5 protein-coding genes and 2 pseudogenes are annotated in these 4,345 nt (G+C 73.8%); all 7 read left to right on the top strand.

Annotated elements, in window-relative coordinates:
• A pseudogene (locus D1825_RS00980) lies at positions 1–325 on the top strand (LLM class flavin-dependent oxidoreductase); the annotation flags it as partial.
• Positions 325–1,449, top strand: a complete 1,125-nt coding sequence (locus D1825_RS00985; protein WP_118765657.1) for an LLM class flavin-dependent oxidoreductase — start codon at positions 325–327, stop codon at positions 1,447–1,449. The pseudogene D1825_RS00980 and the gene D1825_RS00985, both read left to right, overlap by 1 nt.
• Complete coding sequence (locus D1825_RS00990) at positions 1,446–1,871, top strand: arsenate reductase ArsC (protein WP_199721446.1); 426 nt, start codon at positions 1,446–1,448, stop codon at positions 1,869–1,871. The genes D1825_RS00985 and D1825_RS00990 overlap by 4 nt, the downstream gene beginning before the upstream one ends.
• Before the next feature lie 69 nt (positions 1,872–1,940).
• The gene (locus tag D1825_RS00995; protein WP_118765658.1) at positions 1,941–3,263 is read left to right on the top strand and encodes a glutamate-5-semialdehyde dehydrogenase; all 1,323 of its coding nucleotides are present in this window, start codon (positions 1,941–1,943) and stop codon (positions 3,261–3,263) included.
• Positions 3,264–3,320: 57 nt separating this feature from the next.
• Positions 3,321–3,476, top strand: coding sequence for a hypothetical protein (locus D1825_RS18380; protein WP_199721447.1), 156 nt, complete (start codon positions 3,321–3,323; stop codon positions 3,474–3,476).
• Between the two features lie 20 nt (positions 3,477–3,496).
• Positions 3,497–4,096 (top strand): nicotinate-nucleotide adenylyltransferase, encoded by a 600-nt coding sequence (nadD, locus tag D1825_RS01000; RefSeq protein ID WP_118765659.1) that lies wholly within the window; start codon positions 3,497–3,499, stop codon positions 4,094–4,096.
• A pseudogene (locus tag D1825_RS18505) lies at positions 4,093–4,345 on the top strand (hypothetical protein); the annotation flags it as partial. The gene nadD and the pseudogene D1825_RS18505, both read left to right, overlap by 4 nt.

Raw genomic sequence — 4,345 nt, forward strand, 5'->3', positions numbered from 1 at the left:
GTTCGCGAGCATCGAGGACGCGGTCGAGCGCGGTCCCGCGCTGGTCGGCTCGTCCGAGCGGGTCGCCGAGAAGATCGTCGACTACTACCACTCGTTCGGCCACGACCTGCAGTCGGTCTCCCTCAACCCCGTGCTCCCGTACGAGCAGCAGCACGACGTGCTGCGCCGGTTCGCCGAGGAGGTCGTGCCGCTCGTGCGCCGCGAGGTCTCGACCACGCTGTGGGGCCCGCGTGACCCGGGCCGTGCGCGCGGGCTCGCGGCGGCTCGCACCGCGGCGGGGCTGCCCGACGAGGACCTCGCGGGGGTCCCGGTGGCGGGCGCCTGATGCCCGTCGAGTTCCTCGGGGCCGGGTACGGCAACCCCTCGACCGAGACGGTGCCCCTGACCGGCCCGGTCTTCGACCCGGGCTACACCCGCGACATCGTGCGGGCCCACGAGGCACACGGCTGGGACCACGTGCTGTTCCCGTACTCCTCCGACGGCCCGGACCCCGCCCAGGCCGCCGCGTTCGCCGCCGCCGCGTCGACGACGATCCAGCTCCGCGTCGCCCACCGGCCCAACGTCTCGGCGCCCACGTTCGCGGCCAAGACGTTCGCGACCCTGCACGAGACCTCCGGCGGCCGGGTCACGGCGCACCTCATCGCGGGCGGCCTGACCTCCGACCAGCTGGCCGAGGGCGACGCGCTCGAGAAGGACGCGCGGTACGACCGGCTCGAGGAGTACGCGCGGCTGCTCCTGCAGGCGTGGACCGCCGACGAGCCGTTCACGCACGCCGGCCCGTACTACCGGGCCGACAGCTTCGTGCTCCGCGCTCGACCGGGCACCCGGCCGGGCCTGTCAGCCGGCGGCGCGTCGCGTCGCGCGCTCGAGGTGGGTGCCGCCGTGGCCGACGTGTTCGCGCTGTTCGGCGAGCCGCTCGCCGCGACCGCCGCCCAGGTGAAGCTGTTGCGCGGCTTCGCGGCCGCCGCGGGGCGCGGGCTCCCGCGGCTGCAGATCGCGTTCCGGCCCATCGTCGCGGCCACGGACGACGAGGCATGGGCGAAGGCGCACGCCATCCGCGCCCGGATCGAGGCCCGGGACGTCGGCCCGGTCGCGTCGCTCTCGTCGGCGCCCGCGGCGCCCGGTCGTCTGCCGGAGAACACCGCCAACCTGCGCCTCGCGGAGCTCGCGGCAGCGGGGGAGCGGCACGACCGCGCGCTGTGGACCCCGACCGTGGCCGGCGCGGGCGGGCTGCCGACGAGCGCGACCGCGCTGGTCGGCTCCTACCGCACGGTCGCCGACGCGCTGCTCGACTACGTCGACCTCGGGTTCGAGATCTTCGGGCTGCGCGGGTACGACCTGATCGAGGACGCGATCGAGTTCGGCGACCACGTGATCCCGCTCGTGCACGCCGGGGTGGCGGCGCCTTCCGTGGCGTCGTCGGCAGGTGCGATGATCTGCCCATCATGAGCATCGCGACCGGCAAGCCCAGCGTCCTGTTCGTCTGCGTCCACAACGCCGGCCGCTCCCAGATGGCCGCGGGCTTCCTCGCCGCGCTGTCCGGCGGGGCCGTCGAGGTCCGCTCCGCGGGGTCGATGCCCGCGGACCAGGTCAACGTCGTCGCGGTCGAGGCGATGGCGGAGGTCGGCATCGACATCCGGGCCGAGCAGCCCAAGGTCCTGACCACCGAGGCAGTGCAGGCGTCCGACGTCGTCGTGACGATGGGGTGCGGCGACGCCTGCCCGTACTTCCCGGGCAAGCGGTACGAGGACTGGGTGCTCGAGGACCCCGCCGGGCAGGGCATCGAGTCCGTGCGGCCGATCCGCGACGAGATCCGCGGCCGTATCCTCACGCTGCTCGCCGAGCTCGGCGTCACGCCCGCCCGGGCCTGACCGGTCCGCAGTGCGGACGTCACGCGGACGGGCCGGACAACCCGCGGACACCCGGACTACCCTGGCCGGATGACCACGCTCGACGCCCCCGACCTCACGACGACCGCCCCCGGCACGCCGGCACCGGTGGACGTCGCGGCCGAGGTCGAGGCGGTCGCGACGCGCGCCAAGCGGGCCTCGCGCCGGCTGGCGACGGCCAACCGCGCCACCAAGGACGCCGCGCTCCACGCGCTCGCGGACGCGCTGGTCGCAGCGACCGACCGGATCGTCGCGGCGAACGCGGAGGACCTCGCGCGCGGTCGGGAGTCGGGCATGGCTGCCGGGCTGCTCGACCGGCTGGCGCTCGACCCGCAGCGCATCGTCGCGATCGCCGACGCGCTGCGTGAGCTCGCCGCGCTGCCGGACCCGGTCGGCGAGGTCGTGCGCGGGTCCACGCTCCCCAACGGTCTGCGGCTGCGCCAGGTGCGCGTGCCGATGGGCGTCGTCGGGATGATCTACGAGGCCCGCCCGAACGTGACCGTCGACGCCGCGGGGCTCGCGCTCAAGAGCGGCAACGCCGTGATCCTGCGCGGCGGCTCGGCGGCGGCGTCGAGCAACGCGGTGATCGTCGAGGTGCTCGCCGAGGCGCTCGAGTCCCGGGACCTGCCCGGCGCGCTCGTGCAGTCGATCGACGCGTGGGGCCGCGAGGGTGCCGTCGCGCTCATGCGGGCGCGCGGCCTCGTCGACGTCCTGGTGCCGCGCGGCGGCGCCGACCTCATCCGCACGGTCGTGCGCGAGTCGACCGTCCCGGTCATCGAGACCGGCGTCGGCAACGTGCACGTGTACGTCGACGAGAGCGCGGACCTCGCGGTCGCGCTGCCGATCCTGCTCAACGCCAAGACCCAGCGCGTCGGGGTGTGCAACGCGGCCGAGACGTTGCTGGTGCACCAGGCCGTGGCCGACGAGTTCCTCCCCATCGCGATCGCGATGCTCGCCGACGAGGGCGTGACGATCCACGGCGACGCCGAGACGCTCGCGCTCGCGCCCGAGGAGGCCGACGTGGTGCGGGCCACCGACGAGGACTGGGCCACCGAGTACCTCTCGCTCGACCTCGCGGTCCGGGTGGTGGAGGACCTCGACGAGGCGCTCGAGCACATCCGCACGTGGAGCTCGGGCCACACCGAGGCGATCATCACGCGCGACCTCGCGGCGTCCGAACGGTTCGTCGCCGAGGTGGACTCCGCGGCCGTCATGGTCAACGCCTCGACGCGCTTCACCGACGGCGGCCAGCTCGGCCTGGGCGCGGAGATCGGCATCTCGACGCAGAAGCTGCACGCCCGCGGCCCGATGGGCCTGGCCGAGCTCACGACCACCAAGTGGATCGTGCACGGCGACGGCCACGTCAGACCCTGACCGCACAGACCCCCGTGCGACACTGGTCGCCACCCCAACCCCCCTGGAGGAAGTCACGTGCACGCTGCCCTGATCTCCGCTGCCGAGCAGGCCGCCGAGCACACGACCGAGCTGCCGTTCCCGCCCGTCGTCTTCGGGCTCGGTGCGTTCGGCGGGCTCGTCGCGATGCTCCTCATCACGTACGCCTTCCGTAGCGTGGGCACGCGCCACTGAGCGCGCCGGGCACTGGGGAGATGACGCAGCGACGACCCCGGCTGGGGGTGATGGGCGGCACGTTCGACCCCATCCACCACGGTCACCTCGTCGCCGCGTCGGAGGCTTCCGCGACGTTCGACCTCGACGAGGTCGTCTTCGTCCCGACCGGGCGGCCCACCTTCAAGCTCGACCAGCAGGTCACCCTGCCGGAGCACCGTTACCTGATGTCCGTGGTCGCGACCGCGTCGAACCCCCGGTTCACCGTGAGCCGCGTGGACATCGACCGGGAAGGTGTGACGTTCACCGTCGACACCCTGCGGGACCTCAAGGAGTCGCGCCCGGACGCCGAGTTGTTCTTCATCACGGGTGCGGACGCCATCGAGCAGATCCTGACGTGGAAGGATGCGGAGGAGCTGTTCTCGATGGCGCAGTTCGTGGCGGTCACCCGCCCTGGGCACACGCTGTCGGTCGACGGCCTCCCGCGGGACCGGGTGCACGTTCTCGAGATCCCCGCGCTGGCCATCTCCTCGACGGACGTCCGCGCGCGTGCCCAGGCAGGGAAACCCGTCTGGTACCTCGTCCCTGACGGGGTGGTCCAGTACATCGCCAAGCACAGGTTGTATCGAGGTCTTTCATGAGTGAACCCGGAGAGCGGCGGCGTCGCCGTGACCTCCACCGCAGCGCCGAGACCGGCGCTGTCGAGTCGACCCCTCCTGCCCCCGCGCAGGCGGCGCCGACAGGTCCCACGACGCCCGTAGCACCCCCCGCAACCGGCGCGACGCCGGCCGCACCCGGCTCCCGCCGCGCGCGCCGCGTCTCGGAGCCGGTCCCCGCGCAGCCCGCCGGTTGGCCGACGAGCGCCGCGCCCGCGCAGCCCAGCTCCGCAC

The organism is Cellulomonas rhizosphaerae (assembly GCF_003470205.1).
Classification (GTDB): domain Bacteria; phylum Actinomycetota; class Actinomycetes; order Actinomycetales; family Cellulomonadaceae; genus Cellulomonas; species Cellulomonas rhizosphaerae.

Excerpts from the sequence above, each read along its gene's own strand:
- nadD (WP_118765659.1), top strand. The coding sequence starts at position 3,497 with ATGACGCAGCGACGACCCCGGCTGGGGGTGATGGGCGGCACGTTCGAC.
- D1825_RS00990 (WP_199721446.1), top strand. The coding sequence starts at position 1,446 with ATGAGCATCGCGACCGGCAAGCCCAGCGTCCTGTTCGTCTGCGTCCAC.
- D1825_RS00995 (WP_118765658.1), top strand. The coding sequence starts at position 1,941 with ATGACCACGCTCGACGCCCCCGACCTCACGACGACCGCCCCCGGCACG.
- D1825_RS00985 (WP_118765657.1), top strand. The coding sequence starts at position 325 with ATGCCCGTCGAGTTCCTCGGGGCCGGGTACGGCAACCCCTCGACCGAG.